This is a genomic window from Tenacibaculum ascidiaceicola, assembly GCF_047470925.1.
Classification (GTDB): Bacteria; Bacteroidota; Bacteroidia; order Flavobacteriales; family Flavobacteriaceae; genus Polaribacter; species Polaribacter discolor.
Genome location: NZ_JAZKJP010000004.1, coordinates 94478 through 115334, shown reverse-complemented (window position 1 = coordinate 115334; position 20857 = coordinate 94478). Strand labels below are relative to the sequence as shown.

General features: G+C 30.6%; 23 protein-coding genes. 19 read left to right on the top strand and 4 right to left on the bottom strand.

All coding sequences use genetic code 11. The features are described 5' to 3' along the window. Positions 1-3: 3 nt before the first annotated feature. Complete coding sequence (locus VBY68_RS02370) at positions 4-813, bottom strand: M48 family metallopeptidase (protein WP_415268755.1); 810 nt, start codon at positions 811-813, stop codon at positions 4-6. A gap of 132 nt (positions 814-945) precedes the next feature. On the opposite strand from VBY68_RS02370, the gene VBY68_RS02365 reads away from it, so the two are divergent. From VBY68_RS02365 to VBY68_RS02325, 9 genes are all read left to right on the top strand, one after another. Further along, positions 946-1818 (top strand): alpha/beta hydrolase, encoded by an 873-nt coding sequence (locus VBY68_RS02365; RefSeq protein WP_415268754.1) that lies wholly within the window; start codon positions 946-948, stop codon positions 1816-1818. Further along, the gene (gene msrB, locus VBY68_RS02360) at positions 1815-2282 is read left to right on the top strand and encodes a peptide-methionine (R)-S-oxide reductase MsrB (RefSeq protein ID WP_273693743.1); all 468 of its coding nucleotides are present in this window, start codon (positions 1815-1817) and stop codon (positions 2280-2282) included. Before VBY68_RS02365 ends, msrB begins: the two co-directional genes overlap by 4 nt. A gap of 52 nt (positions 2283-2334) precedes the next feature. Next, positions 2335-2889 (top strand): DUF1572 family protein, encoded by a 555-nt coding sequence (locus VBY68_RS02355; protein WP_415268753.1) that lies wholly within the window; start codon positions 2335-2337, stop codon positions 2887-2889. A gap of 171 nt (positions 2890-3060) precedes the next feature. Further along, positions 3061-4389 (top strand): signal recognition particle protein, encoded by a 1329-nt coding sequence (gene ffh, locus VBY68_RS02350; RefSeq protein ID WP_099214513.1) that lies wholly within the window; start codon positions 3061-3063, stop codon positions 4387-4389. A gap of 82 nt (positions 4390-4471) precedes the next feature. Further along, complete coding sequence (locus VBY68_RS02345; protein ID WP_415268752.1) at positions 4472-4834, top strand: four helix bundle protein; 363 nt, start codon at positions 4472-4474, stop codon at positions 4832-4834. A gap of 65 nt (positions 4835-4899) precedes the next feature. Further along, positions 4900-5784 (top strand): bifunctional methylenetetrahydrofolate dehydrogenase/methenyltetrahydrofolate cyclohydrolase FolD, encoded by an 885-nt coding sequence (gene folD, locus VBY68_RS02340; RefSeq protein ID WP_099214514.1) that lies wholly within the window; start codon positions 4900-4902, stop codon positions 5782-5784. 161 nt (positions 5785-5945) lie between these two features. After that, positions 5946-6575 (top strand): cation transporter, encoded by a 630-nt coding sequence (locus VBY68_RS02335; protein ID WP_415268751.1) that lies wholly within the window; start codon positions 5946-5948, stop codon positions 6573-6575. 184 nt (positions 6576-6759) lie between these two features. Further along, positions 6760-7854 carry a helix-turn-helix domain-containing protein gene (locus VBY68_RS02330; RefSeq protein ID WP_415268750.1) on the top strand — a complete coding sequence of 365 codons (1095 nt, stop codon included), beginning with the start codon at positions 6760-6762 and terminating at the stop codon, positions 7852-7854. 118 nt (positions 7855-7972) lie between these two features. Next, positions 7973-9445, top strand: a complete 1473-nt coding sequence (locus VBY68_RS02325; protein WP_415268749.1) for a serine hydrolase — start codon at positions 7973-7975, stop codon at positions 9443-9445. A 151-nt stretch (positions 9446-9596) separates the two neighbouring features. Here the strand turns inward: VBY68_RS02325 and pepE are convergent, their stop codons facing one another. Further along, on the bottom strand, positions 9597-10304 hold the full coding sequence (pepE, locus tag VBY68_RS02320; protein ID WP_415268748.1) for a dipeptidase PepE: 708 nt from the start codon (positions 10302-10304) through the stop codon (positions 9597-9599). A gap of 213 nt (positions 10305-10517) precedes the next feature. On the opposite strand from pepE, the gene VBY68_RS02315 reads away from it, so the two are divergent. The 7 genes from VBY68_RS02315 to VBY68_RS02285 all read left to right on the top strand — a co-directional run bounded on the left by VBY68_RS02315 (position 10518) and on the right by VBY68_RS02285 (position 17276). Continuing rightward, complete coding sequence (locus VBY68_RS02315) at positions 10518-11051, top strand: hypothetical protein (protein ID WP_415268747.1); 534 nt, start codon at positions 10518-10520, stop codon at positions 11049-11051. 133 nt (positions 11052-11184) lie between these two features. Continuing rightward, positions 11185-11961, top strand: coding sequence for a carboxypeptidase-like regulatory domain-containing protein (locus VBY68_RS02310; protein ID WP_121146734.1), 777 nt, complete (start codon positions 11185-11187; stop codon positions 11959-11961). Between the two features lie 4 nt (positions 11962-11965). Beyond that, the gene (locus VBY68_RS02305) at positions 11966-12781 is read left to right on the top strand and encodes a carboxypeptidase-like regulatory domain-containing protein (protein ID WP_415268746.1); all 816 of its coding nucleotides are present in this window, start codon (positions 11966-11968) and stop codon (positions 12779-12781) included. Between the two features lie 4 nt (positions 12782-12785). Further along, positions 12786-13562, top strand: coding sequence for a carboxypeptidase-like regulatory domain-containing protein (locus tag VBY68_RS02300; protein WP_124588452.1), 777 nt, complete (start codon positions 12786-12788; stop codon positions 13560-13562). A 91-nt stretch (positions 13563-13653) separates the two neighbouring features. Then, on the top strand, positions 13654-14451 hold the full coding sequence (locus VBY68_RS02295; RefSeq protein ID WP_121146731.1) for a carboxypeptidase-like regulatory domain-containing protein: 798 nt from the start codon (positions 13654-13656) through the stop codon (positions 14449-14451). 30 nt (positions 14452-14481) lie between these two features. Beyond that, positions 14482-14976, top strand: a complete 495-nt coding sequence (locus VBY68_RS02290; RefSeq protein WP_099214523.1) for a DUF6702 family protein — start codon at positions 14482-14484, stop codon at positions 14974-14976. 71 nt (positions 14977-15047) lie between these two features. Beyond that, entirely contained in the window at positions 15048-17276 is a 2229-nt protein-coding gene (locus VBY68_RS02285) for a M1 family metallopeptidase (protein ID WP_415268745.1), read from the top strand. A gap of 72 nt (positions 17277-17348) precedes the next feature. On the opposite strand, the gene VBY68_RS02280 is transcribed toward VBY68_RS02285, so the two are convergent. Then, positions 17349-17783 (bottom strand): hypothetical protein, encoded by a 435-nt coding sequence (locus VBY68_RS02280; protein WP_099214525.1) that lies wholly within the window; start codon positions 17781-17783, stop codon positions 17349-17351. Between the two features lie 395 nt (positions 17784-18178). Here VBY68_RS02280 and VBY68_RS02275 point away from each other — a divergent pair, with 395 nt between their 5' ends. Then, a complete protein-coding gene (locus VBY68_RS02275) occupies positions 18179-19774 on the top strand; it encodes a helix-turn-helix domain-containing protein (protein ID WP_164723414.1) in 1596 nt (531 codons plus the stop codon). Between the two features lie 8 nt (positions 19775-19782). Here the strand turns inward: VBY68_RS02275 and VBY68_RS02270 are convergent, their stop codons facing one another. Beyond that, positions 19783-19995, bottom strand: a complete 213-nt coding sequence (locus tag VBY68_RS02270) for a hypothetical protein (protein WP_099214527.1) — start codon at positions 19993-19995, stop codon at positions 19783-19785. Positions 19996-20474: 479 nt separating this feature from the next. Here VBY68_RS02270 and VBY68_RS02265 point away from each other — a divergent pair, with 479 nt between their 5' ends. Both VBY68_RS02265 and VBY68_RS02260 read left to right on the top strand, forming a co-directional pair. Beyond that, positions 20475-20645: a hypothetical protein gene (locus VBY68_RS02265; protein WP_415268744.1), complete on the top strand. Its 171-nt coding sequence runs from the start codon at positions 20475-20477 to the stop codon at positions 20643-20645. Positions 20646-20672: 27 nt separating this feature from the next. Beyond that, positions 20673-20852 (top strand): hypothetical protein, encoded by a 180-nt coding sequence (locus tag VBY68_RS02260; protein ID WP_121146727.1) that lies wholly within the window; start codon positions 20673-20675, stop codon positions 20850-20852. The last annotated feature ends 5 nt before the right edge of the window (positions 20853-20857 follow it).

Below are 20857 nucleotides of genomic sequence, written 5' to 3'. Positions count from 1 at the left end.
ATCTTATTTACTCGTAGGCATGTTGTATTTTGCCGCTAACTTTTTAGCTTCAGGTAAAAAATTTCTTAAAGTCTGAATACGCGTTTGATTAGATGGGTGTGTACTCATAAATTCTGGTGGAGCTCCTCCTCCTGAACGTTGACTCATTCGTACCCATACTTCTGCTGCTTCTTCTCCTTTATACCCTGCCATAATCATAAAAACCAACCCTAATTTATCAGCTTCAGTTTCATGTTGTCTACTAAATGGTAACATTACCCCTACTTGAGTTCCTAAACCATAAGCCATATTCCACATTTCAGCATTTTCACTGTTTTGAGTACCTAAAGCTAAAGCTACTCCTCCTAATTGTTGTAACTGACCTGTAGACATACGTTCTTGCCCATGTTTTGCAAATGCGTGAGCAACTTCGTGTCCCATCACCGCTGCAATACCATCTTCATTAGCACAAATTGGTAGAATTCCTGTGTAAAAAACTACTTTCCCACCAGGTAAACACCATGCATTTACAGTTTTATCTTCAACTAAATTAAATTCCCACTTATAAGCATCAGCTTCTGCTTTCATACCATTAGCTCGCATAAAACGATCTACAGCTGTAGAAATATTTTTCCCTACACGTCTAATCTCATTCGTTTTAGCAGTGTTAGTAGATAGTTTATTCTCTTCTAAAAACCCCTTGTATTGTGCAAAACTTGCTGGTAATATTTGAGCATCATTCACAAAATTTAATCTTTTTCTTCCCGTAATTGGCACAGTGCTACACTCTACTAAAAAAGCGGCTAAAAATGTTAGGGCTATAATTTTTTTCATTGTTTAATAGTTTAAAGTTCTATGTTCTTGGTTGTATATTTTATGACACGAAATTAACTTATTTGTCACAAACTTGATAATATATTATGTCTTTAAAGCTACAAATTCTATCTTTATCTTAAAAACCAATTCATGAATTTTACGCATTCAAAAACTGCTGAACCTAGTATTAAAATTCCTAAACCTGTAATATTTTCAGCTAAAGCTTTGCAGTTTATATCTGTAAGTAAAGCTGCTAAATTTGGGGCTAGGCTTTTTACGACTCCTGTTAACTTCCCTATTCCTAAAAGGGAAAAAGTAATGTTAGAAAGTGCTCAAAAGAAAACAATAAATGTGCCATCTATTTCAAGAGATGTTCAAGTACTATCGTATGGTTACTCTACTAAAAAAGTATTATGGGTACATGGTTGGGCAGGAAGAAGTACTCAATTATATATGATTGCTGATAAGTTACTAGAAAAAGGCTATATGGTTATTTCTTTCGACGGACCAGCACATGGAAAATCTACAGGAAAAACTACTGAAATGCCTGAATTTTTAGAAACCATTACTGAAATCAATAAACAATTTGGACCATTTGAAGCTGCTATAGGACACTCTTTCGGAGGTATATGCCTTTATAATGCCTTTTCAGAAGGTTTTACTGTAAACAAATTGGTTACCGTAGGAGCAGCAGATAAAATATCAGATGTTATTTTAAACTTTACTAAAAACTTACAAGTAAAACCTATCATAGCTCATAAAATGAAGAGCTTGTTTGATAAAAAATGGCAACGAGATATTGATACTCACTCTTCAAGTGTAAAAGCTAAAAGTGTAAAAATACCTACTCTAGTAGTCCATGACTCATTTGATGGTGATGTTGATGTAAGTTGTGCTATAGCAATACGTCAAAACTTACAGAATGGAAAACTTTTAATTACTGAAGGCTTAGGACACACTAGAATTCTTCGTAACCCGAAAGTAGCTTCCAAAATTGTTGATTTTATAATTAAAGAACCATGAGAAAATTAGTTGTTTTATTCCTTTTAATAGTAACGGTTAGTACTACTGTAAGTGCTCAAAAAAAGAAAAAATACCCGATAAATAAAACCAATAGTGAGTGGAAACAGTTGTTAACGCCAAAACAATATTATGTTCTTAGAGAAGCAGGTACAGAACGTCCAAACTCAAGTCCTTTAAACTTTAACAAGAAAGAAGGGACCTATGTATGTGCAGCCTGTAAAACCCCGCTATATAAATCTGAAAACAAATATGATTCAGGTAGTGGATGGCCTTCTTTTGATAGAGCAATTAAGGGAAATGTAGAGCTTGATACAGATTATAAACTAGGCTATGCTAGAACAGAGTTAAAATGTAATAAGTGTGGCGGACATTTAGGGCATTCTTTTAATGATGGTCCTAAAAAAACTACTGGTAAACGTCACTGTATTAATGGAGTTGCTTTAGAGTTTATTCCTAAAAAATAAAATTGTAAATTAAGGCTGGTTTTAACCAGTCTTTTTTATTAAAAAATATGCCATGCAAAACTCCTATTTAGAAAGTATAAGAAAACAAATAACCTACTATAAAAGTTTAGGTGATAAAACTTTTAATCAACTTACTCAAGAAGAACTATTTTACCAATATAATCAAGAAAGTAACTCTATTGCTGTAATAGCTAAACATATTGCGGGTAATATGCTATCACGTTGGACCAACTTTTTTACTGAAGATGGAGAAAAATCGTGGAGAAATAGAGATGATGAATTTGTAAATACCTTTTCAACCAAAGAAGAAATGATTACCTATTGGGAAAAAGGATGGAATTGCTTTTTAAACACTATTAATTCTTTAAAAGAAACCGATTTAGAAAAAATCATCTACATAAGAAACCAAGGACATACTGTAATCGAAGCAATTAATCGTCAAATTTGTCACTACCCATACCATATTGGTCAAATTGTATTTTTAGGGAAAATGTTACAAAACGAAAAGTGGGAATCCTTATCCATTCCTAAAAATGCTTCAAAAAACTTCAATCAAGAAAAATTTAGTCAAGAAAAAAGTCGCAAACATTTTACTGATGATTTATAGCATTTACTCCTATTCACACCAATAGAAAAACTAAAAAAACAGACTGCTATTCTTACAAATCATAAAAAAACACACACTTTTATACTATTAAGCAGAAAAAATCTGTAAACAAATTGCTAAAAACTAACAACTAATAACTAAATTTGTGCCTCTAAAAAATGAAGCCGATACATGTTTAATAATTTAAGCGAAAAGTTAGATAAAGCGTTACACACGCTGAAAGGACACGGAAAAATTACTGAAGTTAACGTTGCGGAAACTCTAAAAGAAGTTCGTAGAGCTTTATTAGATGCCGATGTTAACTTTAAAATAGCAAAGAATTTTACCAAAACAGTAAAAGAAAAAGCCTTAGGTCAAGACGTATTAACAACGTTAAACCCTGGGCAATTAATGGTAAAATTGGTTAAGGATGAATTAACCGAGTTAATGGGGGGTGATACTGTTGGTATAAACCTAGGAGGTTCACCTACTGTAATTTTAATGTCTGGTTTACAAGGTTCAGGTAAAACAACCTTTTCTGGTAAATTAGCTAACTATCTTAAAACTAAGAAAACTAAACAAGTTTTATTAGTAGGGTGTGATGTATACCGTCCTGCCGCAATTAACCAGTTACGTGTTGTTGGAGAGCAAATTGGAGTTGAGGTATATGCAGAAGAAGGAAATCAAAATCCGGTAGAAATTTCTCAAAATGCTATTAAGCATGCAAAAGCAAACGGTAAAAATGTGGTAATTATCGATACCGCGGGTCGTTTAGCTGTTGATGAAGAAATGATGACCGAAATTTCTAACATCCATAAAGCAGTAAAACCACAAGAAACTTTATTTGTGGTAGACTCTATGACAGGGCAAGATGCTGTAAACACAGCTAAAGCCTTTAACGATGTTTTAAATTTTGACGGAGTTATTTTAACCAAGTTAGATGGTGATACACGTGGGGGTGCTGCAATATCAATTAAATCGGTAGTAAATAAGCCAATTAAGTTTATAGGTACGGGTGAAAAAATGGATGCTATTGATGTATTCCACCCAAGTCGTATGGCTGATCGTATTTTAGGAATGGGAGACGTTGTTTCATTAGTAGAACGTGCCCAAGAACAATACGATGAAGAAGAAGCTAGAAAATTACAAAAGAAGATTGCTAAAAATCAGTTTGGTTTTGATGATTTCTTAAATCAAATCAATCAAATCAAAAAGATGGGTAGCATGAAAGACTTAGTAGGTATGATTCCTGGTGCTGGTAAAGCATTAAAAGACGTTGATATTGACGACGACGCTTTTAAAGGAATTGAAGCCATTATACACTCTATGACTCCTGAAGAAAGAAGTACTCCTTCTGTTATTAATGCGAGTCGTAAAAAACGAATTGCTAAAGGTTCCGGAACTTCGGTGCAAGAAGTTAACCAGTTAATGAAACAATTCGATCAAATGAGCAAAATGATGAAGATGATGCAAGGTGGTGGCGGAAGAAAAATGATGCAAATGATGAAAGGCATGAGATAATATAAAAAAGATAGGCTTCTGCCTGTCTTTTTTTTATTTAGTTTACAGTACCAAAGTAAACAGTATTCAGTAAGCTGCATTTATGGGTTTTAAAACTTTATTAGCATACAAAAAAGGATTTGAATTAGCTATGGAAATTTTTCATATAACTAAAAGCTTCCCTGCTACTGAACAATTTGCTTTAACCTCGCAAATTATTCGCTCAAGCAGGTCTGTATGTTCATCAATCACTGAAGCTTACAGAAAAAGACAATATCCAAAACATTTTAAGAGTAAACTTTCTGACGCAGATAGCGAAAACTCTGAAACACAACTTTGGTTAGATTTTGCTTTAGCATGTAACTATATTGATATTGAAAAAAAGAAAGAACTAGAAAACAAAAGCAAAGAAGTTGGGAAACTAATCAATTATATGATTAAAAATCCTAATAAATTTGGAATATAACAACACAACAATTACAACACAACAACTGTATACTGAAAACTGTATACTGAAAACTTAACAAGACTATGATTTTACTAGACGGTAAAAAGACATCAGCAGACATTAAAGAAGAAATTGCTTTAGAAGTAGCAGCATTAAAAGCTAACGATAAAAAAACACCACATTTAGCAGCTGTTATCGTTGGTAACGACGGAGCAAGTTTAACCTATGTAAATGCAAAAGTAAAAGCGTGCGAACGCGTAGGGTTTGAATCTACTTTAATTCGTCTTCCTGAAGAAACTACTGAAGAAGAATTATTAAACGAAATTGCTATTTTAAATATTGATAATGATATTGATGGTTTTATAGTACAACTACCCCTACCCGATCATATTGACGAACAAAAGGTATTAATGGCTGTAAATCCTGATAAAGATGTAGACGGTTTCCATCCTATGAATGTAGGAAAAATGGCCTTAAACCTACCAACCTACATTTCTGCAACTCCTTTTGGAATTTTAGAATTGTTAGATCGTTATAATATTGAAACCTCTGGTAAAGATGTAGTAGTTATTGGTCGTAGCCATATAGTAGGAAGCCCAATGAGTATTTTACTATCACAAAAAAGAAAAGTAGGAAACGCAACCGTTACCCTAACACATAGTAGAACCAAAAACTTAAAAGAGGTTACTAAAAGAGCAGATATTATTATAGCTGCTATTGGTATTCCTGAGTTTTTAAAAGGTGATATGGTAAAAGACGATGTAGTAATTATAGATGTAGGTATTACACGAGTTGCCGACCCTTCTAAGAAAAGAGGATTTAGATTAGTAGGTGATGTTGCTTTTAATGAGGTAAAAGAAAAGGCATCTCACATTACGCCTGTACCAGGCGGTGTAGGACCTATGACAATTGCAATGCTGCTAAAAAACACCTTATTAGCTTGTGAACGTAGACAAGAAGAAGATTAAAAAACACATTATATATAATACAAAAGACTGCCTTTAAAAGCAGTCTTTTTTTGTTGTAATATCAGTTAAAAGCACTTGTTAACCATATTTAACTATCTTTTTGTTATATTGTTTAGTATCAAGTTGTAAAAGTCTTGAGAAACAGAATAAAATAGATTTTAATGGCAGATAACAAAAAACTATATAAAATAGCATTTGGACTTGCAATATTTACAATAATCTATAACATTGCAGAAGGAATTATCTCAACATACTTAGGGTTTGAAGATGAAAGTCTTGCTCTTTTTGGTTTTGGATCAGATAGTTTTATAGAGGTTATTTCAGGACTTGGAATTGCCCATATGATAGTAAGAATTCAAAAAAATCCTAATAGTAAACGTGATGATTTTGAGCGAACGGCTTTAAGAATTACTGGAATTGCTTTTTATATATTGGTTTTTGGACTAGTAGTAACTAGTATTTATAATATCTGGACAAGACATAAACCACTTACAACTTTTTGGGGAGTTGTTATTTCTATAATTTCTATCCTAATAATGTGGATATTGGTTGTTTGGAAAAGAAAGGTTGGTAATCAACTTAATTCCGCACCAATTTTAGCCGATGCAAATTGTACAATGGTCTGTATTTATATGTCTATAATTTTACTTGTGAGTAGCGGAGTTTATGAATTGTTTAATATTCCTTACATAGACAGTATTGGAACACTTGGACTTTCTTACTTTGCCTTTAAAGAAGGAAGAGAATGCTTTGAAAAAGCTAAAAGCGATAAAAACTGCTGTTGCGATTAAATAAAAAGTCAACGTGCAATAAATATAAAACTACTACTCTCCTCCTTTCTAACCCTCTACTTCTTAAACACCTGTTTAATTACCTTTTTTGTTATATTAGCCACCTTTGGCTACGATTGTACAATAAATATGAATATTGTTTTTTGTAGCGTACAGAGAGATTACTCATAAAAACACAAGGCTATTGGAAAGTAAAATAGAACTTATTGAAAGTATTGGAAAGATTATTGTATTTATGATGATACTTCTTTCTGTTTTTCTTTTTACTGTTAAAACAAAAAATAAAGTGCCAAATACAATTTTTGGTATTTACTTACTGGTTATTACATTTGATTTAATAGGCTTATTTACAAACAAAACTCTACAATATCCTGCTATTCAAAATTTAAAAGTAGCCTCTAGCCTACTGCAATTACCTTTGTTCTATCTCTATGTATTATCAGCTTGTTATTCAAATTTTAAGATTACAAAAAAGCATGCTATTCATTTCTTCTTATTTATCGTTTTTTTAGTCATTTTTTATATTACGGATGCATCTAATCAGAGCTTATTACTTTATGAAATAGTCAGTGAAATACAATTTATTAGTTACATCATTGCCATATTTATAGTTTTGAAAAAATACAAAACAATCTATCTTGAAAACTATTCAAACTCCAATTATGCCGTTTATAAATGGCTATTTCAAATTACATTATTTTCTTGCATAGCTCACTCATTTGTGCTGGTAAGATGGTTTTTATCCAACTCTATCTATCAAGAATACGTTTTAAATATTAATCTATTAATAAGTTTTTCGGTTTTATCTATTACTATCTTTTTTGTGTTAAAAGCGTTGTACTATCCACAACTTTTTACGGGTATAAACATCAACTTAGAGCCACTTAGTACTACTTCAAAAAAGAAAACTAAGGCATTAAGTGCGAAAGAAAGCGAGGTTGAAAGCCAGTACTTAGAAACACTCATCACGTTTATGAATGATAAAAAACCGTATTTAGATTTTGAATTAACCTTGCAAAAACTGTCTGTTAAAACCAAGATTCCAGAAAAAGAATTATCGCTATTAATTAATCATCATTTAGGAAAACACTTTTTTGATTTTATAAATGAGTACCGTATAAATGATGCAAAAACACTACTACAAAACCCTTCTAAAAAAGACCTTACGGTATTAGAAATCTTATACGAAGTAGGTTTTAATTCTAAGTCTTCATTTTATAGTGCTTTTAAGAAAGCAACAAACCAAACTCCAACACAATACAGAAAATCAAGAGTTTAAACTTGGTCTTACTTTTAATTGTACTCTTTTTTACATAAAAATGAGTCCGACTTTCTTTACTCGGACGTTTATAGATGCGTAATGATTCATATTTGCCTCAAATTAAAACTGTACAAACATGAAGTTTATTAACACGCTGATATTAATAATATCTATTCAATTCTGCTTTAGCCAACAAACACCAAAAGAACTAAAGGGTATTGAAAGTGAGATTAATCTATTGATGAAGAAATATAAGGCAGTCGGGGTATCTGTGGCTGTAGTTAAGAATGATAAAGTGATATACTCAAAAGGATTTGGTTATAGAGATTTAGAAAATAAACTACCGATTACTACCAATACTATTTTTCCTATTGGGTCTGTTACTAAATCATTTACAGGATCTGTTTTAGGTATTTTAGAATCTAAAAATCAAGTATCTCTAAAAAACAAACCAGCATTTTATCTTCCAAATTTTGAGTTTTATAACGAGACCATGAACAATTTAATAACCATTGAAGACCTTTTAAGCCATAAAAGCGGAATAGGGAATCAAGGAACTACACAAATATTCTTTCCAGAGAAAAACAGATTAAAAATGGTACAACGCCTCAAATATTTAAAACCTGAAGCTGAAGTAAAAAATAGTTTTGCCTATAGTAATATGGCATACACCCTTGCAGGAACAATTATTGAGCAAGTTACAGGAGATAGTTGGGAAACCAATATTAAAGAAAAGATATTCACTCCACTAGAAATGACTAACTCATATACCATATTAGATAAAATGAAAAAAACGTCTAATTACTCTTTGCCTTATGGTATATATAAAGGAGAAATTGAGAAAGTAACCTTCGAAGAATTTAACACCATTAATGCTGCAGGTGCTATTAAGAGTACTGTAAATGATATGGCCAATTGGATATTAACTTGGTTAAACAACGGCGTATATAAAAACTCTCAAATCATTCCTAAAGAGTACATAAAGAAAGCAACAACTCTTCAAAATTTTAACGAAGGAAATTATGAAAAAGACGCTTTTTTATTCGGAGAAGGCTTTGGATGGCGTCTACGATCTAGCTACGGACGTTTTAGAGTTGAACACGGAGGAAACACCTACGGGTTTAGTTCAGATCTGGCACTATTTCCTTTTGAAAACATAGGAATTGTGGTTTTAACCAACCAAGACAACTCTCTCTTACCGTATATGATAGTGGACACTATTACAAGAAGATTATTCAATATTACCCCAGAACCTAACTATCCGGTTAATATAAAAGAAATATATAAGCCTATGCCTTATAAGCAATTTAATAAGGATAAAATGCCAACCCATTCTTTAAATTCATTTTGTGGTTCTTATAAGGCTAAAGGGTTTGGAAGGATAGATATTGTAAAAGAAAATGGTAAACTATATGCTATTTTACCTACCTATAAATTTCAGTTGGAGCATTTAAACTATGACTCTTTTTTCTTAAAAACTACTAAAGAGTTTAAAGACGTATTTAATCCTCAATTTGACATTCAATTTATGAATAATATTAAAGGAAAAATTACATCATTAAAAATGTACTCTCAAAAAGAACCTATAGAGTTTAATAAGATACAGTAAACTTGTGTGAGTAGATTTTCACCTCCAAAAAACACCATATTAGCTTATGAGTGAAGACAAGAAAATAGTTAATCAACAACCTTTATGAATAAAAAAACTCCAAACTGCTGTTTGGAGTTCTCTTTTATAAGTTATTCTCTATAAAATCGTATTAAAAATACTGATTAACCTCAGTATCAGTAGGCAACTCTACTGGTTCTTTTCCTTGTTTAAATAAACGTGCGGTATAACTTCCTCTTAACGTAATAGTTGCTCCGTTAACCTCTAACCAACTACCTTCACGTAGTCCTAACACAGGAGTTTCGTTAAATATATGATACTCTTTAATACGCGTTTCTCGTGTTTCGCCCATGTGGGTAGAGTCTGGATTAGGATCTAAATAATGCGCATTAATATTAAACGGAATAAACCCTAAGGTTTTAAAACTCGGTGGATATACGATAGGCATATCGTTCGTATTCATCATAGTTACCCCACAAATATTACTTCCTGCACTGGTACCTAAATACGGAGTTCCGTTTTCAACTGCCGTTGTTAAATCTGGTAGTATATCATTTTTATATAATTGGCTTACCAGTTCAAACGTATTACCTCCACCTGTAAAAATTGCTTCAGCTTTTAAAACAGCATCCTTCGGGTTATCAAACTCATGTATCCCTACTACTTCTTTACCAATGGTAGCAAAAGCTTTGCGAGCTACAGAAGTGTATTCATCATATGTTTTTCCGCTTGCGCGTGCATACGGAATAAATAGTATGGTAGTTGCTTCTTTAAAAAAGTTTTTTAAGGTGGGTAAAATATATTCTAGGTACCCACTACCATGAACGGTAGATGTACTTGCTACAATTAGTTTTTTCATTTTTTATTTTTATTAAATGTTTAATAATTTACTTTTTGTTTGTGCTAAACGTATGTTTTACAACCTACTATAAACACTATGCTTTGCGAGTATTTATGGCTAAAATATGTAGTTAAAAATAAACCGTAAAATTATTTGATAAATAAAGTAGGGTTATTCAAGTCCTAGTTGTTTTTGTAGGTGTTATTTTATAAATCAAAAGCATATAAAACTATGAAAAATTTATTTTTCCTTTTTACAATTACATTATTATTCTCTTGTTCAGATTCTGTTGAAATTCCTATTACAGAAAACACTTCGTTTATAGAACTTGAAGGTACATGGAATTTAACTAGTTTAACTTCTGAGTATACAACTAAAGTTACTTCGCGTGTTTTATCATACGACAGCAAGTCTAACATTCATGGAGAAGATTATAACTTTTCGTTTAACTTTTCACAAAGCTCTAATAAATATACAACCAAAGGAGCTGTGAAAATAGTAACTAAAACAAAGATTAATGATAAGGTAGAAACTACAAACCATAATGCAACTGCTATACAAGGTTTAAGTGCTGGTAAATGGGAAGTGAAAGGAAATGAACTAATATTTAAAAACGGTAATAGTAATGTAATACAATCAAAATTTACTGTTGAGTCATTTTCTAAAAACAGAATGGTGTTAAAACAAGATTTATCTGAAAATAAGGTTGTAGATAATGATGTTATTAAAACAGAAGGAACAGCAACAATTGTTTTAGAAAGATAACATTTTATACTTTTTATTAAATGCCGTAAGACCGTTTGAAAGTTATTTTTCAAACGGTCTTTTTTCTTTGTTTAACAAAAATTTACCATGTTCTTAAAACATTTTTAAGACTGCTTGGTGGTTTATTTGTGATATGAAAAAATTGTTACTTGTTCTTTTTACTTGTTTCTCTTGTATTGCTATCGCGCAAAACACACCTAAAATTATTACTGGTACTGTGTTTATAGATAGTATTGCTACACAAGATGTACATATTATTAATAAAAAAATGGCCATTGGTGCGGTATCTAATGAAAATGGACGTTTTGAAATTTTAGCTGCAGAAAATAATACCTTATTAATTTCTCACCTTAACCTAGAGTATAAAGAGGTTACTATTACTAAAGAGCATATAAAAGCTAAAAACATTGTAATTTTTGTTGATAGTAAAACACACATGTTAGATGAAGTTGTGCTAGAAAGACAAAAAAGTATTTTAGAAATTGATAACGATATTCTTAGCAATGCTCCTATTGTTAATGCAAAAACCCTAAAACTCCCCTATGCTAATGTTATACAACCAAAAGATGAAAAAACAGTAAAAATTCAATCGGGAGTAGCAATTAATTTAACTGGCCTTATTAATGCTTTAAATGGAAAGAACAAGCTAAAAAAACAATTAAAAAAGGCAACTATTGAAGATAAAAATATTGAAAAAATCAGGAAGCACTTTACCGATGGCTTTTTTGTACAACAACTAAAAATAAAGAGAGAAAGCATTAATCAGTTTTTGCAAGCATGCATTTCAAAAGGAATTATAAACTTATATAATAAAGATAAAGTTTTAGAGCTTACAGCTGTTTTAATTGAAAATAGTAAAACCTCCCCTTACCTATTAGAAAATGAAAATATAAGAGTTACCAAAAAATAATTGCATGATTAAACAACTACCCATCACACTTTTACTTCTTATTACGTTAGGTGCTACTGCCCAGAAAAAAAGAAAGTTCTTATACGGGGTTTTAAATGATGAACTTGGTGTTATACCCAATGCTCATATTATCAACCTAAATACCCAACAAGGTACATTTAGTACCGATTTAGGTAAGTTTAGAATATTGGCAAAGCCTAACGATACCTTACAGGTTTCGTTTGTAGGATACGAAACCAAAAAAGTTAAGGTTACGAGTCTTCATTTTGGAATGGAAGAAAACGAGATTAAACTGATTAAAGTTCCTTTTGAATTAGATGAAGTGGAAGTTAAAAAACATAACTTAATAGGTTCTATTGCTATTGATGCCAAACAAACGCCCAAAGATATTGGCATGGAAAAAGCTAAAAGAGCTTTGGATTTTTCTATGATTGATTTTCAAGACCCTATTATTATGCCTATTGATGAGATTGATAAAATGGGGGTTCCTAATATGAGAAAAGTAACTGACCCTACTGCTAAATTTGCTGGTGTTGGAGGCGCAATTAGTTTAGGGAAAGATAATTATTCTGAACAGCTAAAAAGAACCCGAAAAAAAATAAAATTTAAAGAAAGCTTTCCTAAAATGCTGCTCTCAGAATTTGGAGAACATTTCTTTTATAAAGAACTTAACATACCTAAAGATAAGTATCTCCATTTTTTAGAATATTGTAATCCCTTAGGTATAGAAAAATTATATAAAGAACAACAACTCTTAAAAGTGATTGCCATCTTACAGCAAGAAAGTAAGAGCTATTTAAAAGTAATTAGTAATAACTAAGCACATGAAAAATATACTCCCTTCAATTATTTGTCTGTTTTTTATAATAAAAGCTACAGCACAAGAAAGCAGAAAATTCTTTTACGCTACCATACAAGATGAAGTAAGTGCCGTTTCTAACGCACATGTTATTAACCTAAACACTAAGCAAGGAACCTTTACTAATAACAATGGTGAGTTTAGGATTTTAGCCAAAGTAAGTGATACCTTACAAATTTCGTTTGTTGGTTATGAAACCAAAAACGTTGTGGTAAGTATAAATAACTTCGGAATACAAAAAAGTTATATTCAGCTAAAAAAAGTACCTATTGAACTGGATGAAGTAGCGATAAAAAAACATAATTTGCTTGGATATATTTCTTCGGACACAAAACACATAAAGTCTGAAAAAGAAATAAATGCCGAAACACTAAACCTACCTTTTGCCGGTTCTAGAATACTTACTCCTGCTGAAAGGAGGTTACATACTGCTACTTCAAGCTATGGAGGTATAGCAATTGACCCTTTGCTAAATTGGATTTCTGGTAGAATAAAAAAACTTAAAAAGTTTAAAGCTATTGAAGACAGAGAAAAAAGAATAGAAAATATACGTAACAACTACCATATAGTTATTGAGCATGAAATAAAAATACTAAAAGAGGATATTGACAGATTCATTTACTTTGTCGAATCTGCCGATGACTTCAATACTCTTTATTTAAATAATGAAGTAGCAATGATTACATTTTTACAGCAGAAATCAGAAGAATTTAAAAAGCTAAATCCTAAAAAATACAATTAAAATACCTCTTCCCTATTTGGTTATTTAAGTTACGCTTTCTTAAAATATTTTGTACCTTTAGGTGTATACTAATCTAACCTTATAAAGTACCATGAAAAAAGTTCTAATAACCTTATTGTTTTTATCTCAATTAGTATTCTCTCAAGAAGAACGAAAAACACTTTTTGGAATTGTTTATGATGAAAACGGTGTGTTAGAAAATGCTCATATTGTTAACTTTTCAACAAACCAAGCAACATTTTCTAATGATAAAGGAGAATACAAACTTTTTGCCAGACCTACCGACTCTATAAGGTATAGTAGTATAGGTTATAAAACCATATATGAAAAGCTTACCAAAGCTGATTTTAATACTTATAGAAAAAGAACCACTCTTGAAAAGCAAGACTATGAGTTAGATGAGGTTTTACTAAGAAACAATGAACTTTCAGGAGAATTAGCCAAAGACCTTAAAAAAGTAAAACAAGATAAAAACTTAGAAATCGCAAGTAAAGCTACCAACTTTTCTAATGTTAACTATACTAATTATCACTCAGACGATTATATAAGCAAACATGTAAAGCCTAATGTGGTTAGAGTAGATCCTACTAAAGCTTTTGAAGGTATGGGTACTACCAATACGTTTCCTGTAAAAGACTCAGAAAAACTATGGAAACTTCGTAAAGAATTAGCTTTTAAAGAAAGTATGCCTGCAAAACTACTTAATGAACTAGGTGAAGACTTCTTTTTTGTTGAGCTTGAAATTCCTGTAGATAAGTATTATCACTTTTTAGAGTATTGCAATCCGTTAGGCATAGAAAAACTCTACCAAAACCGCGAAGTGTTAAAAGTGATTAAAATTTTTAGAAAAGAGCATACAGAATACCTTAAAATTATTGGAAAACACTAATTTGGCGCAATAATTGATTTTTAATCAACCATGAAGAAAGTTATCATCCTTTTATTAGTACTTCCATTACTACTATCATTTACCTTACATAAATACTATGTTGCGTTAACTGAAATTGAATACAGAGAAGATACTCAAAGTGTACAAATGATTATGAATGTTTTTATGGATGATATTGAACTAGCCATAAACAAAGATTATAACACTAATCTTCAAATTGCTACTAAAAATGAGTTACCATCTATTAACGAATACTTTTATAAATACTTAAAAGCTCATTTTAAGATTAATATAAATGATGATGAAAAAGCCTATAAATTTATAGGTAAAGAATATGATGGTGACATTGTTTATTTTTATTTAGAAATTGAAAATGTTTCACTCCCAAAAACAATAAAAGTAGAAAACGATATTTTAGTAGATCATTTCCCTGATCAACAAAACCTTATTAAAGCAACTGTTAAAAAAGAACGTAAAAGTTTGTTTTTATCGAGTGATAATGATAAAGGTTTGTTAAATTTTTAATAAACCTTCTTTTTTAGTAATAAGATTTCATTAACTTTCCGCTTATTTATTCAAAAACTAATAAGCATATAATGAGAAAATATTCTACGCTATTATTCTCGGCACTCTTTGTATCCGCTTCCTTATTTGCCCAAGAAGCTCCTAAAAAAGAACGCCAGCAAGGTCATACCGACCAAAACAAATTTCGACAATTAAAAGATGTTTTAGCAACTCCTAACGATCAACGTACAGCATCAGGAGCGCCAGGTCATGCATACACGCAACAAAAAGTGGACTATGTAATGAGCTTACGTTTAGATGAAGCTACAGACAGGTTATACGGAGATGAAGATATTACCTACCACAATAACTCTAAAGACCATTTAGAGTATTTATGGTTACAGTTAGATCAAAATATGAGAGCTCCAGATTCTAAATCGCCTTTGGCAGAATCTAAAGGAGCTAATGGTTTTCAAACTCCTGATAAATTTGTGAGTGAAAACATGGACAAGCCAAAAGCTTTCGGTTTTAATATTGAAGCAGTAAAGTATGCTGATGGTAGAGACTTACCTCATACTATTAATCGTACTATGATGCGTATAAACTTACCTAAACCATTGGCACCAGGTGAAGTTTTTAAGTTTAGAATTAAATGGAACTACTTAATCAACAATTCTGTTGAAGACGGTGGTCGTTCTGGTTTTGAATCTTTCCCTGACGGAAATAAAAACTACACCATTGCTCAGTTTTTCCCAAGGTTATGTGTTTATAATAATGTTGAAGGATGGCAAAACATGCAGTTCTGGGGTCGTAGTGAATGGGCTTTAGAATTTGGTGATTACGATGTAAAAATTACAGTTCCTGCTGATCATATTTTAGAGGCTACTGGTGAATTACAAAACGAAAAAGAAGTCTTAACAAAAGAACAACGCAAGCGTTTTGAAAAAGCTAGAAAATCGTATAAAAACCCTGTATTTATTGTAACGCAGGCTGAAGCTGAAGCAAACGAGAAAGAAGGAACTACAAAAACTAAAACTTGGCATTTTAGAGCAAACAAAGTTCGTGACTTTGCTTTTGCTTCGTCAAGAAAATATATTTGGGATGCAATGGCAGTAAACATCAACGGAAAAGATGTGATGGCTATTTCATTATATCCAAAAGAAGGAAATCCTTTATGGGAAGAGCATTCAACTCGTGTTGTTGCTAATACTTTAGAAGAGTACTCTAAAATGACTTTTGATTACCCATATTCTAAAGCTATTTCTGTACACGCAAAACGTCAAGGAATGGAATATCCAATGATTTGTTTTAACTACGGACGTCCAAATCCTGATGGAACATATTCTGATAGAGTTAAAAACGGAATGATTGGAGTAATTACTCATGAGGTTGGTCATAACTTCTTCCCTATGATTGTAAATTCTGATGAGCGTCAGTGGACTTGGATGGATGAAGGGTTAAACTCTTTTGTAGAAATTTTAGCTGAATTAGATTACGATCCTAACTTTAATACTGGTAATTTACCTAAAGATATTGTTCGTTACATGAGTTTAGATCAGAATAAGTTAAGCCCAATTATGTCTCAAGGTGATTATGTGCATAATTTTGGACCTAATGCTTATACTAAACCAGCAGCAGGTTTATATATGTTACGTCAAACAATTATGGGACCTGAATTATTTGACTATGCTTTTAGAACATACTCTAAAAGATGGATGTTTAAGCACCCTACTCCTGCTGATTTCTTTAGAACAATGGAAGATGCTTCTGGTATGGACTTAGATTGGTTCTGGAGAGGTTGGTTCTATACAACTGATTATACTGATATTGGAATTAAAGAGGTTAAGCCTTTATATTTAACTAATAAACCAAATGAAGAAACTAAGAAAATACAACAGCAATACCCTTCTTACTTTGCTCAATTAGGTAAATTAATATACTTAACAACTGATAAAAAAGATGCTGATAAATCTGAGGTAGAAGCATACATCAAAGGGTTACCTTCTGATAAAAAAGCTAGCTTAAAAGAGATTCCTAACTACATGTATCAGGTAGAGTTTGAAAAACCAGGAGGTTTAGTAATGCCTATTATTGTGGAGTTAACATATGCTGATGGTACTAAAAAACGTGAAACCTTCCCTGCTCAAATATGGAAGAAAGATGAACGTAAAGTATTCAGAGTATTTACTTCATCACAAGAAATTAAAAGTATTGTTGTAGATCCAGATTTAGAAACTGCTGATATTGATACTTCAAACAACAGCTGGCCTAAACAAACAACAAACAAATTTGATGCTTTTAAAAACAAAGCAAAAAATTAATAAGGTTACAAAAACCTAGTCATAAAAAAAGCAGCCTTAAAGGCTGCTTTTTTTAACTTATCATCTTAATTATTATTTACTAAATAACTTATTTACTTCTTCATAAGTAAGTAATTTAGAAACTGTCATAATATCTGGATCTCTGCTTACATATTGTTGAATTTGCAACATAACAACTCCGTCAACCTTTGTATATTTTAACCAAATTACATCCCCGTTTGCTTTAATTTTATAAGGATCTCTTGGGTTTTCTTCAAAACCTTTTACGATTATTTGATGTAGTTTTTCCACATCATTATCTAAGTTTTTAAAAGAAAAATGAACATACTCGTGAATAGGATCGTTAATATTCTTATAATAAAAGTTATAAGCTTCATTTCCTATTTTCTCTAAATAAACATACTCTATCTTTCCTACTATTTCTGTTTTAGTAGTTTCAATAAATTCAATTTGAGAATACGAAGCTACAGAGAATAAAAGACCTGTTAATAAAAGTAGTTTTTTCATAAAATTCAAGGGTTTAAATTTGATATTGTTTTTAAGTTTTTAAATATAACTAAAACAACAACGTTTTTTACCTATAAAAAGTATTTTATCTTTTTAATTATCGTCTAAGTTCTTTTCTTTTATCTGGACATTATTTACTAAAGTAATCTGTATATAGACTAATAACACTCTATAAACCATTAAAAAAGAACAAAACAAGCTGCTGATTAATAGCTCAAAATATTTAAATATTTTTTATTTTGCAGTTCCTATTAATTCTTTAACTCCTCCAATAAATCATGTTAAAACAAATTTCGTTTCTCTTCTTAGTATTTTTTACTTGTTTTGTTTCTTTCTCTCAAACAACAAAGAAGTATAGCGAGAGTGATTTAAAAGATTTTAAAAAAAAGTTCTACTTGAATAGAGAAATTGGTGTTGATAGCTCTCTATATTACATGAACAAACTTTTACAAAGTAATAATGTTGCTTACAAGACTTTTGGATATGCTGCTACAGAATATTTAAAAGTAAGAGAAAAACAGCCTATAAACATTCCTTTTAAAGATAGTATAAATAAGTATCTACCCAAGATAGCCAAAACCAATAAAAATTTTCCCTTACTATTCGATATCCATATATTATTAGGTAATTCTGATAAAAGAAAAAAGTTAATTAAATCTGCTTTACAAAATTATATAGCAGCTGAAAACTACGCTTTTTTAGCTAAAGATATTGAGCGAACTATTAAAATTAAAGGTAATATAGCGCTCATTTATCAAGATATGGGAGAGTTAGACAAAGCTCTTAATAAAGCAAAAGAAACTCTTGAACTTATAGAAATAAATAAAGAAGCTCTTTCTAATAAGTACTATAGTAGTAAGTATAAAAGAATGTTTAATGTTGCCGCTATTTATGCTACCTTATATAAAAATGATAAAAAGAAACAACAATATGCAGACTCTTCATTACATTACTATAATTCCATACTAAAAACAAAAGAGTTTAATCTTAATAGCTATTACACTGGCAAAGTTTATTATGGCAAGGGAACTGTTTATACCTTAAAAGAAGAATACTCTAAAGCCAGTTCTTTCCTTGAAAAAAGCCTAGAGTTATTTGAAAAAAGTAAATCACAGTCATACTTGTATAAAGGTTATTATAATAATGCCTATAATTATTACATGTCTAATAATCTAAACAAAGCAAAAGAGAACTTTCTAAAGGTTTTAAAAATAAAAAAAGACACAATTCTAGATTACAATTATTTACACACTCATTATTATCTTTCTAAAATTCACTCTAAGCAAAATAAAATAGACTCTGCTAAATATCATTTAAACACTTTTATTATTGATTATGATAAACTTACTTCAAGAAAAAAACAGCAAATCAATGGAGCTTACAAGATAGATCTTGATAAAAAAATAAAAGAGTTAAAAGAATTAAAAGAATACATTGCTAACAAAAGTTTTTATTATAGAACAATTTTTATAATACTAATCCTCACCCTATTAATTATTAGTTTCCTAGTTGTTAAAAACTCTAAAGAAAAAAGAAAAGCTAATGAAAAACTAGATGAATTATTAGCTAAAATCTCAAAAAAAGAAGACTTAAATGAAAAATCTTTTTCATCACCTAATACCGTAAAAATAAAAGATGAACAACATCAACAAATTATTAATGGTTTATTAAAAATAGAGGAGAAAAAATACTTTTTAAAAGAAGAGTTTAACCTGTATAATGCGGCAAAAAAAATAGGCACTAATACTACCTACCTATCAAAAATCATTAAGGATTATAAAAAGATGAGTTTTAATGATTATACAAATGAGTTACGAATTAATTATATTATTGGAGTATTAAGTAATGACAAGAAAGTGAGATCTTATACAACTCAAGCTATTGGAGAAATAGCTGGATACAAGAACTCTAAGTCCTTTACTCGAATTTTTAAAAAACATATAGGTATAACTCCTTATCAATTTATAGAAAAAATTAATAAAGAGTTATAATGTTATAATTATTTGTAAATACTAAAAACTTTGTACTCATAGCATTTATCTTTACTATCCTCTCCAGGAGGTGGAGGTAAACAATCTTCTTCTCCATCTGTATCAGGTCCACCAAATACTTCTGTGTTTGGTTTTGCAATTGGGTCTCCTGCAAATATTTTAAATTTTTCTTCTGATGTTAATTCATACTTCATTAACGACTCAATAGATAAGCATTTCATAAGTTTTAATTTTTCTGTTTAGGTAAAGTTAATTTTTTTATCAGTTCTTTTTCACTTACACATACATCACTCCAAAACACAACAACAAATAACTCATAAACAAGCACTTAAACACTTTTTTATAGTGCTATTTTTTTTAAATAGTACCTGCTTTTTTCTTAAATAGTCACTTAATATGCTTCTTTTCCTTTGCTAATCTCCTAATATTTGTGATACATAATTCTTAAATGCGGAACCTGAAAAGCATATACTTAGAGTAAGGAAAATTAAAATTAATTAACCATGTTAAAATCAATTTCAAGCTTAGGAAACGTTTTGAATAAATCAGAACAAAGAGAAGTTAATGGAGGTCAAATTGTATGTCCTAGAGGAACTTATTTAAAATGTGACTGGATAAGATGCTAGTGTGAGCCAGAATATACTGAAAAACCTTTTGAAGATTTTGATCATTAAAAACAAATAACTAAAACTAATCAATCATGTTAAAATCAATTGTAAACTTAGGAAACGTTTTAAACAAAACAGAACAAAAAGAAATCAATGGAGGCCAAATACCATGCGGAGTAAATGAAATACTAGTTTGTAAGTTTGGACGATGCTGGTGCCAACCAGAAATTGTTGTAGAACTTCCAAAAGACTTTGATCATTAAAAAATTAATAACTAAAACTAATTAATTATGTTAAACTCAATTTCAAAATTAGGAAACGTTTTGAATAAATCAGAACAAAGAGAAATTAATGGGGGAATACTACAATGTCCTGATCATACAGTATATACATGTATAGGTACACCTCCTATGGTATCTTGTTGGTGTCAACCTTATTTTCAACCAGGTGATGAAATAGCTACTAGATAATCAAG

Bases quoted from the DNA above. Each gene is read 5' to 3' on its own strand.
- VBY68_RS02370 (WP_415268755.1), bottom strand. From the start codon at position 813: ATGAAAAAAATTATAGCCCTAACATTTTTAGCCGCTTTTTTAGTAGAG.
- VBY68_RS02365 (WP_415268754.1), top strand. From the start codon at position 946: ATGAATTTTACGCATTCAAAAACTGCTGAACCTAGTATTAAAATTCCT.
- msrB (WP_273693743.1), top strand. From the start codon at position 1,815: ATGAGAAAATTAGTTGTTTTATTCCTTTTAATAGTAACGGTTAGTACT.
- VBY68_RS02355 (WP_415268753.1), top strand. From the start codon at position 2,335: ATGCAAAACTCCTATTTAGAAAGTATAAGAAAACAAATAACCTACTAT.
- ffh (WP_099214513.1), top strand. From the start codon at position 3,061: ATGTTTAATAATTTAAGCGAAAAGTTAGATAAAGCGTTACACACGCTG.
- VBY68_RS02345 (WP_415268752.1), top strand. From the start codon at position 4,472: ATGGGTTTTAAAACTTTATTAGCATACAAAAAAGGATTTGAATTAGCT.
- folD (WP_099214514.1), top strand. From the start codon at position 4,900: ATGATTTTACTAGACGGTAAAAAGACATCAGCAGACATTAAAGAAGAA.
- VBY68_RS02335 (WP_415268751.1), top strand. From the start codon at position 5,946: ATGGCAGATAACAAAAAACTATATAAAATAGCATTTGGACTTGCAATA.
- VBY68_RS02325 (WP_415268749.1), top strand. From the start codon at position 7,973: ATGAAGTTTATTAACACGCTGATATTAATAATATCTATTCAATTCTGC.
- pepE (WP_415268748.1), bottom strand. From the start codon at position 10,304: ATGAAAAAACTAATTGTAGCAAGTACATCTACCGTTCATGGTAGTGGG.
- VBY68_RS02315 (WP_415268747.1), top strand. From the start codon at position 10,518: ATGAAAAATTTATTTTTCCTTTTTACAATTACATTATTATTCTCTTGT.
- VBY68_RS02310 (WP_121146734.1), top strand. From the start codon at position 11,185: ATGAAAAAATTGTTACTTGTTCTTTTTACTTGTTTCTCTTGTATTGCT.
- VBY68_RS02305 (WP_415268746.1), top strand. From the start codon at position 11,966: ATGATTAAACAACTACCCATCACACTTTTACTTCTTATTACGTTAGGT.
- VBY68_RS02300 (WP_124588452.1), top strand. From the start codon at position 12,786: ATGAAAAATATACTCCCTTCAATTATTTGTCTGTTTTTTATAATAAAA.
- VBY68_RS02295 (WP_121146731.1), top strand. From the start codon at position 13,654: ATGAAAAAAGTTCTAATAACCTTATTGTTTTTATCTCAATTAGTATTC.
- VBY68_RS02290 (WP_099214523.1), top strand. From the start codon at position 14,482: ATGAAGAAAGTTATCATCCTTTTATTAGTACTTCCATTACTACTATCA.
- VBY68_RS02285 (WP_415268745.1), top strand. From the start codon at position 15,048: ATGAGAAAATATTCTACGCTATTATTCTCGGCACTCTTTGTATCCGCT.
- VBY68_RS02280 (WP_099214525.1), bottom strand. From the start codon at position 17,783: ATGAAAAAACTACTTTTATTAACAGGTCTTTTATTCTCTGTAGCTTCG.
- VBY68_RS02270 (WP_099214527.1), bottom strand. From the start codon at position 19,995: ATGAAATGCTTATCTATTGAGTCGTTAATGAAGTATGAATTAACATCA.
- VBY68_RS02265 (WP_415268744.1), top strand. From the start codon at position 20,475: ATGTTAAAATCAATTGTAAACTTAGGAAACGTTTTAAACAAAACAGAA.
- VBY68_RS02260 (WP_121146727.1), top strand. From the start codon at position 20,673: ATGTTAAACTCAATTTCAAAATTAGGAAACGTTTTGAATAAATCAGAA.